The 15,665-nt window shown below is 72.4% G+C and carries 15 protein-coding genes; 5 read left to right on the forward strand and 10 right to left on the reverse strand.

Going from position 1 to position 15,665, the window contains the following annotated elements:
- Positions 1 to 93 precede the first annotated feature (93 nt).
- Positions 94 to 2,316 (reverse strand): ATP-dependent RecD-like DNA helicase, encoded by a 2,223-nt coding sequence (locus ABZO31_RS11380; RefSeq protein ID WP_406861029.1) that lies wholly within the window; start codon positions 2,314 to 2,316, stop codon positions 94 to 96.
- Between the two features lie 252 nt (positions 2,317 to 2,568).
- Between ABZO31_RS11380 and ABZO31_RS11385 the strand changes: the two genes are divergently transcribed.
- Positions 2,569 to 3,390, forward strand: coding sequence for a helix-turn-helix domain-containing protein (locus ABZO31_RS11385; protein ID WP_406861030.1), 822 nt, complete (start codon positions 2,569 to 2,571; stop codon positions 3,388 to 3,390).
- Positions 3,377 to 3,601, forward strand: a complete 225-nt coding sequence (locus ABZO31_RS11390) for a DUF397 domain-containing protein (RefSeq protein ID WP_406861031.1) — start codon at positions 3,377 to 3,379, stop codon at positions 3,599 to 3,601. Before ABZO31_RS11385 ends, ABZO31_RS11390 begins: the two co-directional genes overlap by 14 nt.
- Here the strand turns inward: ABZO31_RS11390 and ABZO31_RS11395 are convergent.
- The 4 genes from ABZO31_RS11395 to ABZO31_RS11410 all read right to left on the reverse strand — a co-directional run bounded on the left by ABZO31_RS11395 (position 3,576) and on the right by ABZO31_RS11410 (position 7,071).
- On the reverse strand, positions 3,576 to 3,782 hold the full coding sequence (locus ABZO31_RS11395) for a hypothetical protein (protein WP_406861032.1): 207 nt from the start codon (positions 3,780 to 3,782) through the stop codon (positions 3,576 to 3,578). The genes ABZO31_RS11390 and ABZO31_RS11395 overlap by 26 nt on opposite strands.
- A 150-nt stretch (positions 3,783 to 3,932) precedes the next feature.
- Positions 3,933 to 4,736, reverse strand: a complete 804-nt coding sequence (locus ABZO31_RS11400) for a sugar phosphate isomerase/epimerase family protein (RefSeq protein ID WP_406865320.1) — start codon at positions 4,734 to 4,736, stop codon at positions 3,933 to 3,935.
- 26 nt (positions 4,737 to 4,762) lie between these two features.
- Complete coding sequence (locus tag ABZO31_RS11405; RefSeq protein ID WP_406861034.1) at positions 4,763 to 5,923, reverse strand: dihydrodipicolinate synthase family protein; 1,161 nt, start codon at positions 5,921 to 5,923, stop codon at positions 4,763 to 4,765.
- Positions 5,920 to 7,071: a Gfo/Idh/MocA family protein gene (locus ABZO31_RS11410; protein ID WP_406861035.1), complete on the reverse strand. Its 1,152-nt coding sequence runs from the start codon at positions 7,069 to 7,071 to the stop codon at positions 5,920 to 5,922. The genes ABZO31_RS11405 and ABZO31_RS11410 overlap by 4 nt, the downstream gene beginning before the upstream one ends.
- Before the next feature lie 118 nt (positions 7,072 to 7,189).
- On the opposite strand from ABZO31_RS11410, the gene ABZO31_RS11415 reads away from it, so the two are divergent.
- Positions 7,190 to 8,236, forward strand: a complete 1,047-nt coding sequence (locus ABZO31_RS11415) for a LacI family DNA-binding transcriptional regulator (RefSeq protein ID WP_406861036.1) — start codon at positions 7,190 to 7,192, stop codon at positions 8,234 to 8,236.
- Positions 8,237 to 8,333: 97 nt separating this feature from the next.
- Here the strand turns inward: ABZO31_RS11415 and ABZO31_RS11420 are convergent, their stop codons facing one another.
- Positions 8,334 to 8,891, reverse strand: coding sequence for an AAA family ATPase (locus tag ABZO31_RS11420; RefSeq protein ID WP_406861037.1), 558 nt, complete (start codon positions 8,889 to 8,891; stop codon positions 8,334 to 8,336).
- A 35-nt stretch (positions 8,892 to 8,926) separates the two neighbouring features.
- A complete protein-coding gene (locus tag ABZO31_RS11425) occupies positions 8,927 to 9,850 on the reverse strand; it encodes an EamA family transporter (RefSeq protein WP_406861038.1) in 924 nt (307 codons plus the stop codon).
- A 93-nt stretch (positions 9,851 to 9,943) separates the two neighbouring features.
- On the opposite strand from ABZO31_RS11425, the gene ABZO31_RS11430 reads away from it, so the two are divergent.
- Both ABZO31_RS11430 and ABZO31_RS11435 read left to right on the forward strand, forming a co-directional pair.
- The gene (locus tag ABZO31_RS11430) at positions 9,944 to 10,855 is read left to right on the forward strand and encodes a LysR family transcriptional regulator (protein ID WP_406861039.1); all 912 of its coding nucleotides are present in this window, start codon (positions 9,944 to 9,946) and stop codon (positions 10,853 to 10,855) included.
- A gap of 326 nt (positions 10,856 to 11,181) precedes the next feature.
- A complete protein-coding gene (locus ABZO31_RS11435) occupies positions 11,182 to 13,002 on the forward strand; it encodes a glycoside hydrolase family 3 protein (RefSeq protein ID WP_406861040.1) in 1,821 nt (606 codons plus the stop codon).
- An 80-nt stretch (positions 13,003 to 13,082) separates the two neighbouring features.
- On the opposite strand, the gene ABZO31_RS11440 is transcribed toward ABZO31_RS11435, so the two are convergent.
- The 3 genes from ABZO31_RS11440 to ABZO31_RS11450 all read right to left on the reverse strand — a co-directional run bounded on the left by ABZO31_RS11440 (position 13,083) and on the right by ABZO31_RS11450 (position 15,654).
- Entirely contained in the window at positions 13,083 to 13,466 is a 384-nt protein-coding gene (locus ABZO31_RS11440) for an LppU/SCO3897 family protein (RefSeq protein WP_406861041.1), read from the reverse strand.
- Positions 13,467 to 13,632: 166 nt separating this feature from the next.
- Positions 13,633 to 15,075, reverse strand: a complete 1,443-nt coding sequence (locus ABZO31_RS11445; protein ID WP_406861042.1) for a S28 family serine protease — start codon at positions 15,073 to 15,075, stop codon at positions 13,633 to 13,635.
- A 96-nt stretch (positions 15,076 to 15,171) separates the two neighbouring features.
- Positions 15,172 to 15,654 carry a hypothetical protein gene (locus ABZO31_RS11450; protein WP_406861043.1) on the reverse strand — a complete coding sequence of 161 codons (483 nt, stop codon included), beginning with the start codon at positions 15,652 to 15,654 and terminating at the stop codon, positions 15,172 to 15,174.
- Positions 15,655 to 15,665: the final 11 nt, after the last annotated feature.

The raw sequence follows: 15,665 nt of genomic DNA on the forward strand, positions 1-15,665 counted from the left end.
CTGACTGTCTCTACCATCCCCCATTTGGCTCAGCAGAGTGCACTCGGGGTCGGCCAATAGGCCATTTGGCGGCACTCAGTGCCGTCAACCTGCTCATCCTGCCCCCTTCGCCCCGGTTGGGGAAAGTCCGCCGAGCCGATGGGCGAGTGCCGTACACCTCCGGCCCGCCGAGACCGTGCGTACCGCCTGACCGATCGCCTTGCGCGAGCCGACCAGTACGACCAGCTTCTTCGCCCGGGTCACGGCGGTGTAGAGCAGGTTCCGCTGGAGCATCATCCAGGCCCCCGTGGTGATCGGGATCACGACCGCGGGGTACTCGCTGCCCTGCGAACGGTGGATGGTCACAGCGTAGGCATGGGCCAGCTCGTCCAGCTCGTCGAAGTCGTACGGGATCTCCTCGTCCTCGTCCGTGCGGACGGTCAGCCGCTGCTCCTCCGGGTCGAGCGCGGTGACCACCCCGACGGTGCCGTTGAAGACGCCGTTCGCTCCCTTGTCATAGTTGTTACGGATCTGGGTGACTTTGTCGCCGACGCGGAAGACCCGGCCGCCGAAGCGCTTCTCGGGCAGGTCGGGGCGGGCCGGGGTGATGGCCTGCTGGAGCAGACCGTTGAGCGTCCCCGCGCCGGCCGGGCCGCGGTGCATCGGGGCGAGGACCTGGACGTCCCGGCGCGGGTCGAGGCCGAACTTCGCGGGGATCCGGCGGGCCGCGACCTCCACCGCGAGCCGGCCGGCGTCCTCCGTCTCGTCCTCGGCGAAGAGGAAGAAGTCCGGCAGGCCGGTGGTGAGCGGGTGCTGCCCCGCGTTGATCCGGTGCGCGTTGGTGACCACGCCGGACTGCTGGGCCTGCCGGAAGATCCGGGTCAGCCGGACGGCGGGCACCGGACTGTCCGGGGCCAGCAGATCGCCCAGCACCTCGCCGGCGCCGACCGACGGCAGCTGGTCCACGTCGCCGACCAGGAGCAGATGCGCGCCCGGAGCCACCGCCTTGACCAGCTTGTTCGCGAGCAGCAGGTCCAGCATCGACGCCTCGTCGACGACGACCAGGTCCGCGTCCAGCGGCCGGTCCCGGTCGTACGCGGCGTCGCCGCCGGGCTTGAGCTCCAGGAGGCGGTGGACGGTGGAGGCCTCCGCTCCGGTGAGCTCGGCCAGCCGCTTGGCGGCCCGGCCGGTGGGCGCGGCGAGCACCACCTTGGCCTTCTTGGCGCGGGCCAGCTCCACCACGGAGCGGACCGTGAACGACTTGCCGCAGCCCGGGCCGCCGGTGAGCACCGCGACCCTGCGGGTCAGGGCCAGCCGGACGGCCTCCTCCTGCTCGGGCGCGAGCGTGGCACCCGTACGCCGGGCCAGCCAGTCCAGGGCGCGGCCCCAGTCCACGTCGGCGAAGCCCGGCAGCCGGTCCTCGGGGGTGCGCAGCAGGCGCAGCACCTGGGCGGCGAGGGAGAGTTCGGCCCGGTGGAACGGGACCAGGTACACGGCCGTGACCGGCTGCCCGTCGGGCCCCGGCACCTTCTCCCGCACCACGCCCTCCGGGTCCTCGGCCAGCTCGCCGAGGCAGTCGATGACCAGGCCGGTGTCCACCTGGAGCAGCTTCACCGCGTCGGAGATCAGCTGCTCCTCGGGCAGGAAGCAGTGCCCCTGGTCGGTGGACTGCGACAGGGCGTACTGGATGCCGGCCCGGACCCGGTCGGGGCTGTCGTGCGGTATGCCGACCGCCTGGGCGATCCGGTCGGCGGTGAGGAAGCCGATGCCCCAGACGTCGGCGGCCAGCCGGTAGGGCTGATTCTTCACCACGGAGATCGAGGCGTCCGCGTACTTCTTGTAGATCCGCACCGCGATGGAGGTGGAGACGCCGACGGTCTGCAGGAAGACCATCACCTCCTTGATGGCCTTCTGCTCCTCCCAGGCGGCGGCGATCTTCTTCGTCCGCTTCGGCCCGAGGCCGGGCACCTCGATCAGACGGGCCGGTTCCTGCTCGATGATGTCCAGGGTCTCGAGCCCGAAGTGGCTGGTGATGCGGTCGGCGAAGACCGGCCCGATGCCCTTCACGAGCCCGGAGCCCAGATAGCGGCGGATGCCCTGGATCGTGGCGGGCAGGAGGGTCGTGTAGTTCTCGACGGTGAACTGCCTGCCGTACTGCGGATGGGAGCCCCACCGGCCCTCCATCCGCAGCGACTCGCCCGGCTGGGCCCCGAGCAGCGAACCGACCACCGTCAGGAGGTCACCGCCGCCACGCCCGGTGTCGACGCGGGCGACGGTGTACCCGTTCTCCTCGTTGGCGTACGTGATCCGCTCGAGCACGCCTTCGAGCACGGCCATCCGCGGGCCGGGAACGGGCGCGGGACCGCTCGTGGGACCGGACGTAGGACCGGACGTGGGGCCAGACGTGGGACTGGACATGCTCCGACGTTAGCGAAGACCTCGGACATCGCGGTCCGGCACGGTTCGCGCAACCGTCGCCATCTGTGGACAACCCGTCACGGAGCGGCAGCACCGTGGCTACGCTGCAGGGGGCGAAGCCGTGACAGCGCTTCGGTCGGATCGGGCTGGTTCGGGTGGGGAGTTGATCGCATGCAGCGCCGGAAACCGCGGACGGCTCGCGAGAAGTACGGGGAGGAACTGAGACTCCGGCGAGCGGCCGCCGGACTCACGCAGGAGCAGCTGAGCGAGCAGGTGGTGTGCTCGCGCACGCACATCGCCCACTTCGAGGCGGGAAGACGCCTCCCGAACCGGGACGACGCCCGGCGGATCGACCGGGCGCTGGGGACGGACGGGTTCTTCGAACGGTGGCTGGAGGACTTGGAGTCCAAATACGCGGATCACTTCGCGTCGGCGGCGCAGCTCGAACAGCAGGCCACGCTGATCCGGCAGTTCGCGCTGACTCTCGTCCCAGGGGTGCTGCAGACCGACGCGTACGCACGCGCGCTGTTCCGCGCCTACAGCCCCAACCACACCGCCGAACAGCTTGACGAGGCCGTTGCCATCCGCACGAAGCGCCGTCACGTTCTCGACGGGCCGGCCCAACCGGTCATCTGGACGCTGCTCGACGAGGCTGTTCTGCGACGCGAAGGCGGCGGCCGACATGTCATGGCAGAGCAATTGGGGAGAGTCGCCGACCTCGCCCAGACGGGCCGACTTCGCATGCACGTCCTTCCGTACGGCGTCGGAGCGCATGCGCTCATGGAGAGTCTGCTGACGCTGATGAGCTTCGAGGATTCCGCGCCGGTGGCCTACGTCGAGGGCTTCCTGACAGGCAACCTGATGGATGATCCCGCCCTGGTGAGTACCTGTCAGACCGCCTACGCTCTGGCTCTGAGCGACGCTCTGTCGCAGCAGGAGTCACTCGCCCTGGTCAGGGCGGCAGCAGAGGATTACGCACATGGTCAGCAGTGAGCGCACAGTCTCCGACTCGTCCACCCTTGAGGGGTGGTACAAGTCCAGCTACAGCGGAGGCGGCCAGGGCGAATGCCTGGAAGTGGCCCGCGGCCACGCCCGCGTGCCCGTCCGCGACAGCAAGGCCGTGGCCGGTCCGGCCGTCGTCTTCTCCGCCGACGGCTGGTCGGTCTTCGTCGCCGCCGTCAAGGGCGGGTGCTTCGAAGCCTGACCAGGCGTCGGCGCAGCCAGTCACCGGCCTCGCCGATGGCGACCATGAGTGCGGCGGAGGCGGCGTACGCCGCGAGGGACGCCGGCTGGTCGAAGACCGTGCCCAGGAACCACAGGAACAGGGTCAGCAGCATCCACCAGGCGGTGACGGACCAGGCGGTGCCGATGCGTCGTACGGTCATGCGTTCCCCATCGATCTCAGGATCCGTTCCGCAGACTGCTTGGGGCCCGGTCCCCCCAGACCGGGCCCCACGTACTCCCCCTCCATGTCGGGCTTCCCTGATCCCCCCGGATCCCCTCCCCGGAAGTCCCGACACCCAGTACGACACCCGTCACCCGGGGATGGTTGTACGGCTGCGGGGAGTTATTTCTCCGAAGCGGTCCAGGGTCTCCTCCAGGACCTCCACGCCGTCCCGCTGCCACAACTCCTCGTTGAACAGCTCCACTTCCACCGGGCCGGTGTGCCCGGCCGCCGCGACCTGCTCGCACCAGGCCGCCAGGTCGATCACGCCGTCGCCCAACTGCCCGCGGCCGGTGAGGACTCCCGCCGGGAGCGGGGTGGTCCAGTCGGCCAGCTGGAAGGAGTGCAGGCGGCCCTCGGCGCCCGCGCGGGCCACGGCCGCCGGGGCGCGGTCGTCCCACCAGACGTGGTACGTGTCCACGACCACGCCGACCTGTGCGGCGGGGAAGGGCGCGGCGAGGTCCAGGGCCTGGTCCAGGGTGGACACGGCGCAGCGGTCCGCCGCGTACATCGGGTGGAGGGGTTCGATCGCGAGGCGGACGCCGCGTTCGGCGGCGTACGGGGCCAGGTCGGCGATCCCGTCGGCGATCCGGGCCCGCGCGGCGGGCAGGTCGCGGCTGCCGGCGGGCAGCCCGCCGGAGACCAGGACGAGGGTGTCCGTGCCGAGGGCGGCCGCCTCGTCGACGGCGGCGCGGTTGTCGGCCTCCCGGCCGTCGGCGGTGAAGAAGCCGCCGCGGCACAGGCTGGTGACGGTCAGCCCGGCGTCGCGGACGAGCGCGGCGGCGGCCCCGAGCCCGTACTCCTGCACCGGCTCGCGCCACAGGCCGACGCCGCCGATGCCGAGCCGGACGCAGTGGGCGACCAGTTCGGGCAGGGCGAGCTGCCGGACGGTCATCTGGTTGATCGAGAAGCGGTCACGGTTCACGCGTCGACTCCGTACACCGTGAGGAGGGACTTCATGCGGGCCTCGGCGAGTTCCGGGTCCGGGAACAGGCCCAGTCCGTCGGCGAGTTCGTAGGCGCGGGCCAGGTGCGGGAGGGAGCGGGCGGACTGCAGGCCGCCGACCATCGCGAAGTGGTCCTGGTGGCCGGCCAGCCAGGCGAGGAACACCACGCCCGTCTTGTAGTAGCGGGTGGGCGGCTGGAACAGGTGACGGGAGAGGGCGACGGTGGGGTCGAGGAGGGCGCGGAAGCCGGCGGTGTCGCCCGTGTCCAGGACGCGTACGGCCCGGGCGGCGAGCGGGCCCAGCGGGTCGAAGATCCCGAGCAGCGCGTGGCTGAAGCCCTTCGCGTCTCCGGCGATCAGCTCCGGGTAGTGGAAGTCGTCGCCCGTGTAGCAGCGGACACCCGGGGGCAGACGGCGACGCAGTTCGATCTCGCGCTCCGCGTCGAGCAGCGAGATCTTGACGCCGTCGATCTTGTCCGGGTGTGCGGCGACGACCTGGAGGAACGTCTCGGTGGCGGCGTCCAGGTCCGACGAGCCCCAGTACCCCTCCAGGGCCGGGTCGAACATCGGGCCCAGCCAGTGCAGGATCACCGGCTCGGCGGACTGGCGCAGGAGGTGGGCGTACGTGTCGAGGTAGTCGTCCGGGTCCTCGGCGGCGGCCGCGAGGGCCCGGGAGGCCATGAGGATCGCCCGGGAGCCGGTCTCCTCGACGAGCGCGAGCTGCTCCTCGTACGCCTCGCGGACGGTCACCAGGTCGGTGGGGACGGTGAGTTGGTCGGTGCCGACGCCGCAGGCGATCCGACCGCCGACGGCCTTCGCCTCGGCGGCGGACCGCCGGATCAGCTCGGCCGCCCCCGCCCAGTCGAGGCCCATGCCGCGCTGCGCGGTGTCCATCGCCTCGGCGACGCCGAGCCCGTGCGCCCACAGGTGCCGCCGGAAGGCGAGCGTGGCGTCCCAGTCGACGACGGCGGGCCCGTCGGGGGACACGTCGGCGTACGGGTCGGCGACGACGTGGGCGGCGGAGTAGACGGTGCGGGAGAGGAGGGGGGCGCGGTCGGGGGGTACGGACGCGAGCGGCGCCGGGCGCTTCGGCTCGTACGCCCGCAGGCTCCCGTCCGGCTGCGGCAGGCCGATCACAGGGTCAGCTCCGGGACGTCGAGGGTGCGGCCCTCGGCCGCCGAGCGCAGGCCCAGTTCCGCGAGCTGCACGCCGCGGGCGCCGGCCAGCAGGTCCCAGTGGTACGGCTCACCGGCCACGACATGGCGCAGGAAGAGCTCCCACTGAACCTTGAAGCCGTTGTCGAACTCCTCGTTGTCGGGGACCTCCTGCCACCCGGCACGGAAGGACTCGGCGGAGGGGAGGTCCGGGTTCCAGACCGGCTTCGGGGTCGCCGAGCGGTGCTGGACGCGGCAGCCGCGCAGGCCCGCGACGGCGGAGCCGTGGGTGCCGTCGACCTGGAACTCCACCAGTTCGTCGCGGTGGACGCGGACCGCCCAGGAGGAGTTGATCTGCGCGATCGCCCCGCCCTCCAGGCGGAAGATCCCGTACGCGGCGTCGTCGGCGGTCGCCGCGTACGGCTTGCCGTCCTCGTCCCAGCGGCGCGGGACGTGCGTGGCGACGTGCGCGGTCACGCTCGTGACCCGGCCGAACAGCTCGTGGAGCACGTACTCCCAGTGCGGGAACATGTCGACGACGATCCCGCCGCCGTCCTCCGCGCGGTAGTTCCACGACGGACGCTGCGCCGGCTGCCAGTCGCCCTCGAAGACCCAGTAGCCGAACTCGCCCCGTACGGACAGGATCTCGCCGAAGAAGCCGCCGTCGACCAGCCGCTTCAGCTTGCGCAGACCCGGCAGGAAGAGCTTGTCCTGGACGCAGCCGTGGCGGACGCCGGCCGTCTCGGCGAGGCGGGCCAGCTCCAGCGCGCCGGCGAGATCGGCGGCGGTGGGCTTCTCGGTGTAGACGTGCTTGCCGGCGGCGACGGCCTTCTTGAGGGCGTCGGCGCGGGCGGAGGTGAGCTGCGCGTCGAAGTAGATCTCGACGGAGTCGTCGGCGAGCACGGCGTCGAGGTCGGTCGACCACTCGGTGAGGCCGTACCGCTCGGCGAGCGCGCGCAGCGCGTGCGCGCGGCGGCCGACGAGCACGGGCTCGGGCCAGATCACGGTGCCGTCGCCGAGCGGCAGCCCGCCCTGCTCGCGGATCGCGAGGACGGAACGGACGAGGTGCTGGCGGTGCCCCATGCGTCCGGTGACGCCGTTCATGGCGATGCGCACGGTCCTGCGTGTCACGAGTTGCCTCCGATAGCTCGGATAGAAAGCGCTTTCTACGCTGGCTGACGCTAGCCTGCCGAGAACACCCCGGACAAGGGGTGGGCCCGACTCTCCCCCGTCTCCCCGGAGGTACGCGATGACCGTCACGCTGGCGGATGTGGCGGCGCACGCAGGGGTGTCCCCGGCCACCGTCTCCCGCGTCCTGAACGGCAACTACCCGGTCGCCGAGGCCACCCGCGAGCGGGTGCTGCAGGCGGTGGACGAGCTGGACTACGTGCTGAACGGCCCCGCGAGCTCGCTGGCCGCCGCCACGTCCGACCTGGTCGGGATCCTGGTCAACGACATCGCCGACCCCTTCTTCGGGATCATCGCGGGCGCGGCGCAGAACGCGATCGGCGCGTGCGCGTCCGGGCGGGCCGGCGGGGAGAAGCTGGCCGTGGTCTGCAACACGGGCGGCTCGCCGGAGCGGGAGCTGATGTACCTGACGCTGCTGCAGCGCCAGCGGGCCGCGGCGGTGGTGCTGACCGGCGGCTCGTACGACGATCCGGAGCATCTGGCGGCGACGGCGACGAAGCTGGCGCGGCTGTCGGAGGCGGGGACGCGGGTGGTTCTGTGCGGCCGGCCGCCGGTCCCGGGCGACGCGACGGCGACGACGCTGGCCTTCGACAACCGGGGCGGGGCGCGGAAGCTCACCGAGCACCTGCTGTCGCTGGGCCACCGCCGGATCGCCCTCATCATGGGCCCCGAGCGGTACACCACGACCCGCCACCGTCTGGACGGCCACCGGGCGGCGCTCGCGGCGGCGGGCCTGGGCGACGTGCCGACGGTCCACGGCCTGTACGACCGGGCCTCGGGCTACGAGGCGACGCGCGAACTCCTGCGCCGCGCCCCGGACCTGACGGCGATCGTCGCGGCCAGCGACACGGTCGCGCTGGGCGCCTGCGCGGCCCTGCGCGACCTGGGCCTGAGCATTCCCGGCGACGTCTCGGTGACCGGCTTCGACGACCTCCCCTTCGCCATCGACGCCTCCCCCGCCCTCACCACGGTCCGCCTCCCCCTCCAGGACGCCGGCCGGCGCGCGGGGCTCCTGGCGATGGGCACGGGAGACGTCCCGGCGGGCGGGCTGACGACGGTGGAGGCGGAACTGGTCGTACGGGAGTCGACGGCCCCGCCGCGGGCCTGACGGACCGACCGACGTCTGCGGTCATCGGGCGTCAGCGCCCTCGGGCGTCAGCGGTCATCGGGCCTCAGCGGTCCTCGACGTCAGCGGTCCTCGGGCGTCAGCGGTCCTCGGGCGTGAGTCCCGTGGCCTCGATGACGGCGTCGACGGTCTCGTCGGCCGTCAGGGCCGCGTTGTCGATCCATACGCCGTCGGCGGACAGTTCCGCGCGCATCGCCTCGTCCAGGAAGGACCAGTCGGTGGTGAGGCGCTTGTGGCGGGCGTTGTTGCGCTCCCACGCCTTGTCCGGGCCCGGGGCGAGGAAGACCGGGTGGAAGCGGTGGGCCTTCAGCCGGTCGCGGTAGAAGGCGAGGTGGCTGCGGCGGACCACGACGTCGTCGACGACGGGCAGGAAACCCGCCGCGCCGAAGCTCTCGGCGAGCAGGCAGGCGTGGCGGGCGCGCAGGAAGATCTGCCGGTCCGCCTCCGGGTCGCCGTCCGGGGTGGGCCAGTGGCCGCCGGAGACGATGAGCGACTGGAGCTTGTCCACCTCGATGTGCGCGGACCGGGCGAACCGCGCGGCGAGCGCCGCCGCCACGGTGGTCTTGCCGCTGCCGGGAATCCCGCTGAGCAGCACGACGGCGGGGGCGGCGGCACGGTCGATCGGTACGAGCTCCATGCGGCCCACCGTAACGCCCCCGCCCCGTACGGCCGTCAGCCCTCGGGGCGGCCCGCGGCGACCGGGGCGAGCGCCGCCCCGTCGGGCCGCGTCCGCGGCACGGGGCCCCGCGGCTTCAGGGACGTCAGGGCCACGCCCCCCACCAGCAGCGCCGCCGCGCACCAGCGGAGAGGGGTCACCGTCTCGCCGAGGAACAGGGCCGCCGAGGACATGCCGAAGACGGGGACCAGGAGGGAGAAGGGGGCCACGGACGAGGCGGGGTAGCGGCGCAGGAGCCAGGACCAGGCGCCGAAGCCGAAGACCGTGGTGATCCAGGCGACGTAGACGATCACGCCGGCGCCGGTCGGGTCGAGCGCGCGGAGTGCCGCCAGGTCCTGTTCCGGGCCCTCCAGGAGCAACGACAGGGCCAGCAGCGGCAGGACCGGGACCGTGCACGTCCAGACCATGAAGTTGAGCGCGTCCGGCGGGGACGCCTTGCGGGTCAGGACGTTGGAGACGCCCCAGCACGCCGCCGCGGCCACGCAGAGCGTGAAGCCCGCAAGCGGCCCCGACGCGCCCTCGTCGTACGCGGCCACGCCGATCCCCGCGAGCGCCACCGCCATCCCCGCGACCTGGAGCCGCCGCGGCCGCTCCCCCAGCGCGACGAAGGCGAACAGCGCCGTGAACACCGCCTGGACCTGCAGGATCAGCGAGGACAGACCGGCCGGCGCGCCCAGGTCCATGCCGGTGAACAGCAGGCCGAACTTGGCCACGCCGAGCGTCAGCCCGACGGCCACGATCCACCTCCAGGCGACCTTCGGGCGGCCGACCAGGAACACCGCGGGCAGCGCGGCGGCCAGGAAGCGCAGGGCGGAGAAGAGCAGCGGCGGGAAGTGGTCGAGACCGATCTCGATGACGACGAAGTTGACCCCCCAGACCGCGGCGACCAGCGCGGCGAGGGCGATGTGTACGGGGCGCATGACGTCGAGCATCGCGCCGCCGAACCATGTAGCACCAGCGCGGATTTCTTCATGGTTGGATGTAGCAGCCCTTACGTGTGGGAGGTGGGAAGCGTGCTCGATCTCGGACGGCTCCGCGCACTGCACGCCGTCGCCGTGCACGGCAGCGTCGGCGCGGCCGCGGCGGCTCTCGGCTACACGCCCTCCGCCGTCTCGCAGCAGATCTCCAAGCTGGAACGGGAGACCCGGACGACGCTGCTCGAACGTCGGGGCCGGGGCGTGCGGCTCACCGACGACGCGCACCAACTCGCGCGTACCGCACAGCAGTTGATGGCCCTCGTGGAGGAGGCCGAGGTACGGCTGGAGGAGCGCCGCGGGCAGCCCTCGGGGCGGCTCGCCATCGGCTGCTTCGCCAGCGCCGCGCGCGGGCTGATGCCCGGCGCGCTCGCCGAGCTGGCACGCCGGCACCCGGCGCTCGACGCCCGGCTGACGGAGGTGGACCCGCACCTGTCCGTGGACCTCGTGGCGCGCGGCGCGCTCGACCTGGCGGTCGCGCACGACTGGGACATCGCGCCGCTGCCGGCGCCGCCCGGCGTCGAGCAGGCCGTCATCGGCGACGACCTGTGCGACGTGCTCGTCCCGCGCCGCCATCCGCTGGCGGAGCGGGCGGCGATCCGGCGCGAGGACCTCGCCGGCGAGCGCTGGATCACCCAGCCCCCGGGGACCGTCTGTCACGACTGGCTGGTCCGGACGATGCGGGCGGCCGGCTGCGAGCCGCGGATCGCGCACCAGGCGGAGGAGAACCACACCCAGGTGGCCCTGGTGGCGGCCGGGCTCGGCGTGGCGCTGGTGCCACGGCTCGGACGCGGGCCGCTGCCCCCGGAGGTGACGGCCGTACGGCTCGACCCGGTGCCGGTGCGGCGGCTGAGCGCGCTGTGGCGGGAGGGGGCGGCCCGCCGGCCGGCGATCCGGGAGACGGTCCGGCTGCTGCAGGAGCTGTGGCCTGGAGTCGCGTCGGCCGCGTGAGGCCGCGTCAAAGGGTCCGTCAGAGGGCCGCCACCGGCGCAGGTTGGGGGGCGCACCGGTGGCGGCGTGCTGTCGGGCGCGAGCGGCTGGGAGGGGGAGCGCATCGCGAGGCCGTCCAGCGGCCCTTGGACGGGACGGCGCGGAGGTCGGTTCCCGCGGGCCGACGGCCGAAAGGGCCGGCCGTCGCACCCCCGCCCCCGGCGGAACGAACCCCCACAACGGGTACGTGTTCGTGCGCCGGTCCTTGACCTGGCAGTTACTTTCGGGCTAACCCTGCACCTTGGAAGTTTCCTTCAGTTTCCCCCGCACGGCCGGAAGGAGCACCAGTGCACCACCGCGCCACCTCCCGACGTACCCTCCTCACCGCCTCCGCCGCGACCGCCGTCGTCGCCGTCACCGGCGCCGCGCTGCCCGCGGGCAGCGCGTTCGCCGCGGGGCACGAGCATGCGCTCAGACGGCTGATCTCCCGGATGTCCCTCGAGGAGAAGGTCGGCCAGCTCTTCGTCATGCGGGTGTACGGCCACTCCGCCACCGCACCCGACCAGGCGGACGTCGACGCCAACCTCAAGGAGATCGGCGTCCGCACCGCCGCCGAGCTGATCGCGAAGTACCACGTCGGCGGCATCATCTACTTCGCCTGGGCGCACAACACCCGCGACCCGCACCAGATCGCCGAGCTGTCCAACGGCATCCAGCGGGCCGGGCTCGGCCAGGCCACGCCCCTCCCCCTCCTGATCTCCACCGACCAGGAGCACGGCATCGTCTGCCGGGTCGGCAAGCCCGCCACGCTCGTGCCCGGTGCAATGGCCCTCGGAGCGGGCGGCTCGCACGCCGACGCGCGCAAGGCCGCGCAGATCGCCGGCACGGAACTGGCCGCCGTCGGCATCCGGCAGAACTACGCGCCCGTCGCCGACGTCAACGTCAACCCCGCCAACCCCGTCATCGGCGTCCGCTCCTTCGGCTCCGACCCGGAGGCCGTCGCCGGCCTGGTCGCCGCCCAGGTACGGGGCTACCAGAGCGGCGGCGTCGCCGCGACGTCGAAGCATTTCCCCGGCCACGGCGACACCGCCACCGACAGCCACTACGGCCTGCCGACCATCACCCACACCCGCGCGCAGTGGGACGAGCTGGACGCCCCGCCGTTCCGCGCCGCCATCGCCGCCGGCATCGACTCGATCATGACGGCGCACATCGTCGTCCCGGCCCTCGACCCGAGCGAGGACCCGGCCACGCTCTCCCGCCCGATCCTCACCGGCATCCTCCGCGAGGAACTCGGCTACGACGGCGTCGTCGTCACCGACGCGCTCGGCATGGAGGGGGTGCGGACCAAGTACGGCGACGAGCGCGTGCCCGTACTCGCCCTCAAGGCGGGCGTGGACCAGCTCCTCAATCCGCCGAACCTGGGCGTCGCCTGGAACGCCGTGCTCCAGGCCGTGAAGAGCGGCGAGCTGACGGAGAGCCGGCTCGACGAATCGATCCTCCGGATCCTGCGGCTGAAGTGGAAGCTCGGGCTGTTCCGCGAGCCCTTCGTGAAGCCCTCCGAGATCGACCTGACCGTCGGCACCGCCACGCACCTCGCCGCCGCCGACCGGATCGCCGAGGAGACCACGACCCTCCTGCGCAACGAGGGCGGACTGCTGCCGCTGGACCGCCGCACCCACTCCAAGGTGCTGGTCGTCGGCGCGGACCCGGCCTCCCCGTCCGGCACGACCGGTCCGCCGACCGCCACCCTGGCCGGGGCGCTCGCCGAACTCGGCTTCACCGCCCGCGCGCTGTCCACCGGGATCACCCCGACCGCCGCGAAGATCGACGAGGCGGTGGCGGCCGCGGCCGGGCAGGACGTGGTCGTCGTCGGCACGTACAACGTGACCGCGGCCGGCACCCAGCGGACCCTGGTGTCCCGGCTGGTCGCGACCGGGGTCCCGGTCGTGACGGTCGCGATCCGCAACCCGTACGACGTGGCCCAGCTCGCCGGTCAGCGGGCCACCGTCGCCACGTACTCCTGGACGGACGTCGAACTGCGCGCCGCCGCCCGGGTGATCGCCGGCGCGGCCCGCCCGCAGGGCCGGCTGCCGGTACCGGTCGTCCGCGCGGACGACCCGAAGACGGTCCTGTACCCGGTCGGGTACGGGCTCTCGTACACGTAGCGCAGAAGCAGAAAGGAACGCCGGCCTCCACGACCGCATCCGGATCGTGGAGACCGGCGTTCGTCACGCCGTACCCGTCGTCAGTTCTTGACGGCGTTCAGGCAGAGCACGAACTTGTCCGCGTCCCACTGCTGCGCGAGCGCGACCTCGCTCGCCTCGCCGCACTTGTTCACGTCGAAGGTGTTGTCGTAGACCTTGACGACCTTGTACAGGTCGGCGGCCTTCTCGCCGCACGACACGCTCTCGACCTCGGGGGCGTTCTCCGGACCGCTCACGGTCACGCAGTCGCCGGCCTTGGCGTGCACGGGGGTGTCGCCGGTGAGGTACGGGAGGCCGAGCTTCACGGCCAGGGCGACGGCGATCGCCACGACGACGCCGAGGATCTTCTTGCCGATCCCCCGCTTCTTCTTCTCCGGCTCGGCGGGCGTGAGCGGCTGGTCGGGGGCGGCGGGAGGAGTCGTCATGGGAGGAGCTTTCTGGAGAACGTGTACATGATCGGACGCGAACGCTACATCGCCCGCCCCAGGCAAAACGGACTCCGAAGATCCACTTCCTGATCAGTTGTGAACTCGTGATTCTGACCGGACATCAGCCGGGTCGGGCTGATGTCCGGTCACCGCGGCCGGTCCCCTACGGGAGGCGCACCTGCCTGCGCACGACCTCCGGGTCCGCCGTGTCCAGCGTCGCGTCGAAGCGGGCCAGCGGTGCGGCCGCGGCCGCCGGGGCCTCGACGCCCGCCCAGGCCAGGATGCGGGCGGTCGCCTTCTCCCGGTCCGCGTCCGTCAGCTGGGCGACGCTCGCGCCGTGGTTGGCGCCGGGCGCCGTCATGACGTAGCTGTCCCTGGCCTTCTTGCCGAGCCGGAACGGCTCCGCGCCCCACGGGTCGTCGCCGCCGTACACGAACAGCATCCGGTTCGCGTTCTTGCGGACCCAGTCGTCCACGTCGCGCATCACCCGCGGCTTGAACGTCATCGGGATGTCGCGCGGCACGAAGTTCCGGGCGGGCTGGTAGCCGTACCGGGACAGGCCGTCGAGGTGCGGCTGCCGGATGTCCGGCGAGCCGAGCTCGGTGGCCGCCTGGTAGTAGTACGGCGTGTACGGCTCCAGGCCCTGGTCGCTGTAGAACGACCAGCCGGAGTAGGCGTCGATGGTCTCGTACACCTGGTCGTCGGTGGCCTGGGCGGCCTCCGGGATGCTCCCGCAGTCGGCCTCGCCGTAGTACTGCCGGAAGCCCCAGACGAAGTCGAGGACGACGGCCTCGTACGCCTTGTCGAGGGAGCCGACCGTGTTGAACGTCGCGCCGTTCTCCTCGGCCCACGCCTTGTACTTCTTCTGCAGCGGCACGCGGCGGACCAGCGCCTCGCGCTGCAGCGCGTTCAGCCGGTCGCGGCACTCCTTGGTGCCGACGGTGGCGAGGAAGCGGTCGTACGCCGAGTCCTCCTTGTTCACCACGTCGTTCGGCGCCACGTACGCGACGACGCCGTCCATGTCGCGCGGGTAGAAGCGCTCGTAGTACGTGGCGGTCATGCCGCCCTTCGAGCCGCCGGTGGACAGCCAGTTCTCCGCGTAGATCGCCTTCAGCGCGGTGAAGATGCGGTGCTGGTCGCTGGCCGCCTGCCAGATGTTCAGCTTGCTCCAGTCGGCGGGCTGCGGCCGGGACGGCGTGAAGAATCGGTACTCCATGGAGACCTGGTTGCCGTCGATGATGCGGGTGGGCTCGCGCCGGCTGGGCGTGGTGCTCAGGCCGTAGCCGCTCGTGTGGAACACGGTCGGCCGGCCGGTGTCCTTGTGCAGGACCGTGATCCGCTGCTGGAACGTGCCCGCGGAGGGGCGGCGGTGATCGACCGGTTGAGTGTAATTCAGGATGAAGAATCGGTAACCGGCGTACGGCTTCTCCTCGATCAGGCTCATCCCGGGGATCGCCAGGATGCGGTCCTTGATGTCCGTGCTGTTCGCGTCCGCGGTCGTGGACGCGAACTCGGCCGCCGGCTCGGCGGCGGTGGCCGCACCGGTCGCGCCGACGGTGCCCATGAGCACCGCGAGCGACAGGATCCCTGTCAGCGCCTTGCGCATTCACCCTCCCCTTGATTCACAACGGTGTCGCGAACCTAGCGGGGGCAACGTGCGTATCGCCAGACCCAGTTGCCCCTTACCTGTCGTTCCTGCTCCTCATCGGCACAGGATCCAGCCGGTCGAGACGGTGGCGCCGCCGACGTTGCCGGTGGCGCGGACGCAGCGGTTGAGGGCGTGGACGGTGACCGGGCCGGCCTGCCGGGTGAAGCGGCCCTCGTCGACGGCGGCCCGGCCGCCGCGCGGCTGCAGTTGCACGCTCATGTACCGGCGCGCGCCCGGCGCCTTGGCCACGGCGATCGCGCAGGCGTAGTGGCGGGTGCGGTAGAGGCGCAGCTCGCCGGTGGCGAAGGCGACGGTCTTGGCGGGCCGGCCGGTGCACACGGAGGCGGCGTCGGCCTGTCCCGTGCCCGGGGCGGCGACGGTCAGCGCGCCGGCCGCGAGGCACACCGCGAGGATCCGTGCGACCAGCCGCCCGCCGCGTCCGCCCTGTCCACTGCGTCCGCCCTCTTCCCTGTGACCGCTCTGTCCGCCGCGTCCGCCCCGCCCGCTGCGTTTCCTCGCGCCAGTGCCGTCGAACACGTGGGTCCCCT

Origin of the sequence: Streptomyces solicamelliae (assembly GCF_045348655.1) — a bacterium.
In the GTDB taxonomy this organism is placed as follows: domain Bacteria; phylum Actinomycetota; class Actinomycetes; order Streptomycetales; family Streptomycetaceae; genus Streptomyces; species Streptomyces solicamelliae.

Coding starts and splice junctions, on each gene's coding strand:
- ABZO31_RS11385 (WP_406861030.1), top strand. CDS start 2,569: ATGCAGCGCCGGAAACCGCGGACGGCTCGCGAGAAGTACGGGGAGGAA.
- ABZO31_RS11395 (WP_406861032.1), bottom strand. CDS start 3,782: ATGACCGTACGACGCATCGGCACCGCCTGGTCCGTCACCGCCTGGTGG.
- ABZO31_RS11400 (WP_406865320.1), bottom strand. CDS start 4,736: ATGACCGTCCGGCAGCTCGCCCTGCCCGAACTGGTCGCCCACTGCGTC.
- ABZO31_RS11425 (WP_406861038.1), bottom strand. CDS start 9,850: ATGCGCCCCGTACACATCGCCCTCGCCGCGCTGGTCGCCGCGGTCTGG.
- ABZO31_RS11420 (WP_406861037.1), bottom strand. CDS start 8,891: ATGGAGCTCGTACCGATCGACCGTGCCGCCGCCCCCGCCGTCGTGCTG.
- ABZO31_RS11415 (WP_406861036.1), top strand. CDS start 7,190: ATGACCGTCACGCTGGCGGATGTGGCGGCGCACGCAGGGGTGTCCCCG.
- ABZO31_RS11390 (WP_406861031.1), top strand. CDS start 3,377: ATGGTCAGCAGTGAGCGCACAGTCTCCGACTCGTCCACCCTTGAGGGG.
- ABZO31_RS11445 (WP_406861042.1), bottom strand. CDS start 15,075: ATGCGCAAGGCGCTGACAGGGATCCTGTCGCTCGCGGTGCTCATGGGC.
- ABZO31_RS11440 (WP_406861041.1), bottom strand. CDS start 13,466: ATGACGACTCCTCCCGCCGCCCCCGACCAGCCGCTCACGCCCGCCGAG.
- ABZO31_RS11380 (WP_406861029.1), bottom strand. CDS start 2,316: ATGGCCGTGCTCGAAGGCGTGCTCGAGCGGATCACGTACGCCAACGAG.